At 53.2% G+C, this 1958-nt stretch carries 3 protein-coding genes; all 3 read right to left on the bottom strand.

Annotated elements, in window-relative coordinates; genetic code table 11:
• On the bottom strand, positions 1 to 292 hold a 292-nt coding region (locus QMD53_06765; protein MDI6800343.1), incomplete at its 3' end, for a hypothetical protein.
• A gap of 12 nt (positions 293 to 304) precedes the next feature.
• Positions 305 to 913 carry an ankyrin repeat domain-containing protein gene (locus QMD53_06760; protein ID MDI6800342.1) on the bottom strand — a complete coding sequence of 203 codons (609 nt, stop codon included), beginning with the start codon at positions 911 to 913 and terminating at the stop codon, positions 305 to 307.
• Between the two features lie 140 nt (positions 914 to 1053).
• The gene (locus QMD53_06755) at positions 1054 to 1671 is read right to left on the bottom strand and encodes a class I SAM-dependent methyltransferase (GenBank protein MDI6800341.1); all 618 of its coding nucleotides are present in this window, start codon (positions 1669 to 1671) and stop codon (positions 1054 to 1056) included.
• Between the last annotated feature and the right edge of the window lie 287 nt (positions 1672 to 1958).

Below are 1958 nucleotides of genomic sequence, written 5' to 3'. Positions count from 1 at the left end.
CGAAAACACATATAAGGTTTGGATTGGATAGTTTCTTCTTCCCCTGGACGACTTGCCTATCGCCGTCAAATTTGATATCGAGAAATGAAGTGACAGAAAACTGCCAAGAAGGTCCATTAATTGTTTTTACCTGAAGAGGCAAGGAATGACCTGAAAGGTCTGAAGCGAGCAAGTCGTAATCGGGGATATTGCCGGCGAATGGAGTGGCGAGGATGCCAAGTCGTCCAAGTTTTGCGACTACAAGATGTTCGCCAATCTGACGGGTAAGCTGGGTGCTATATCCTTGTTTCATTTAATTATTGGGCTAACGTCGATGCTCTTGTTCGCTTTCCTGTTCTCCTCCCAATATCTGGCGCACTGCTGGATGTGCTGCGCCTCGATCGAGAGGCGTCCATCCGTTCTCGTCCTTCGCGTTGGGGTCTGCCCCAAGGCGAAGGAGTAGCCGAATCGCCTCCACGTGTCCGAACTGAGCAGCTCGGTGGAGTGGCGTACGTAAATGGTTGTCGGTCACATTCGGGTCTGCGCGATAGCGCACGAGAATCGTGATGAGGTCGAGATTGGCGTGCTGCGTCTTGACTGCGTGATGGAGAGGCGACCAGCCAAGATTGTCTTTCTGGTTCGGGTCTGCGCCTGCCTTGAGCAGGCGCTCAGCGATGAGAGGGTAATCGTGATCTGTGGCCATGATGAGCGGAGAGTGTCCCATTGGCCCCTTCTGGTTAGGATCCTCGCCCTGCGAAAGCAGAAGATCAACGTCGTCGATCTTGCCGACGGCGACGGCAACGCAAAGAGGAGAGCTTTCCATCTTGTCTTTTGCGTAGTCCATGAACGCTTTGCCGCCGATGTAGATTCCGAGAGGAATGCCGATGACCAGGAGGCCGAGGGCGATCAGGAATGTGAGCAGACAACCGTGCATTCTCTTCTTCGGACGTTGCGCCACTGGTTGCGAGGTCGGGACCGGGGACGGTTGGCGCGCGGCTTGCCTGGATCCCCACACTGCAAGCCGCGTGACGAGCGGCCCTGTCAGCTTGAACGACTTATTAGACCCGCAACTCATCAATTTATTTTGATACAGTAGCAATATACGAACTGCTGTTGCGATCCTGCTGGAGTCTTGTGCGACTCCATTTCATGCTTGAGCAATACAAATGGCTCGCCAAATTGGGCATGGAGATCTTTCGGCGAGTAGCGCATAACTGGGAGACCGCTGCACTTGGTTGGACCGTCATCCGCAAATGTTGCCACGATAACGTGTCCTCCGGGTTTTACTGAGCGGACTACCGTATCCACATACACACGCCGTTCTTCTAGGGTTGTGAGAAAGTGAAAGACGGCACGGTCATGCCATATGTCGTAAGCATGGGTGGGGAGTGATGCCTCAACGATGTTTGCTTCCAGCCACTTGACTGCGTTTGCTTGAGCACCGAGCCGGCACTTTGCCGCTGTTAATGCTGTTCTTGAGAGATCAAGTACAGTAATGTCTGTATAGCCGTTTGCCAAGAGGTCGTCGACGAGTGTTGAAGCACCCCCACCAACATCAATGATTGTACCGGACGCAGGGACGCAGGTTTCACGAATCAATCTCAATGAGAGTTCAGCGTGCTGCTGGAACCAACTCATTTCCTCCGATGATTTAGATGAATAGACCCCCTCCCAATGGTCCTTAGATTGCATGGCCAACTCCTTAAATATTTTCTGCGGGTCTAACGGTTTGCGTTACCTGCGTGTGGGCGGGCGTGGATTCTGTTTGGGAGCAGGAAAAACTCGAAGCCAGAAAAATGCTTGTAAATCGCGCAGACTCCCACACGTCAGGTGCACGCTGTGTTAGGCTGATACTGAACGTTGTTCACGACGGCGACGCCAGATACTGAGGGCGAGCGAGCCCACTGCACCAGGGATGAAGCCGCCGACCATGCCGAAGGCTACCCCACCACCGAAGCCTTCCATAAATTGACGTATTG

This window comes from Actinomycetota bacterium (genome assembly GCA_030017835.1).
GTDB lineage: Bacteria > Actinomycetota > Aquicultoria > UBA3085 > Oleimmundimicrobiaceae > Yes70-04.
Note: the sequence above shows the minus strand (reverse complement) of the source record. Positions and strands in the feature narration are given on the sequence as shown.

Bases quoted from the DNA above. Each gene is read 5' to 3' on its own strand.
- QMD53_06760 (MDI6800342.1), bottom strand. From the start codon at position 913: ATGCACGGTTGTCTGCTCACATTCCTGATCGCCCTCGGCCTCCTGGTC.
- QMD53_06755 (MDI6800341.1), bottom strand. From the start codon at position 1,671: ATGCAATCTAAGGACCATTGGGAGGGGGTCTATTCATCTAAATCATCG.